Source organism: Rhodovulum viride, from assembly GCF_003265965.1.
Classification (GTDB): Bacteria; Pseudomonadota; Alphaproteobacteria; order Rhodobacterales; family Rhodobacteraceae; genus Rhodovulum; species Rhodovulum kholense.
On sequence record NZ_MUAV01000297.1, the window covers coordinates 1 to 225 of the forward strand.

The following is a 225-nucleotide window of genomic DNA, read 5'->3' on the forward strand; positions in this document are numbered from 1 at the left end:
CCGAGGGCAGGAAGGAATAGCTGATGAGGTACACCTGCCCGTCCTTCGGGATCGCGACGCAGATCGAGGTGAGGTCGGTGGTCTTCGACAGGTCCAGTCCGACCCAGGCGGGCCGCCCGTAAAGCGCCTCGGGCGCGAAGGGTTCGGCGCCCTTGTCCCAGATCTCGCGTTCGATCCAGGACTGCGCGCCCTCGGTCCAGAGGTTCATGTGCAGCCGCCGGAAGT

General features: G+C 66.2%; 1 protein-coding gene. It reads right to left on the minus strand.

The window, feature by feature from the left end; all coding sequences use genetic code 11:
- On the minus strand, window positions 1-208 hold a 208-nt coding region (locus tag BYZ73_RS22230; protein WP_245943275.1), incomplete at its 3' end, for a terminase TerL endonuclease subunit.
- Window positions 209-225: the final 17 nt, after the last annotated feature.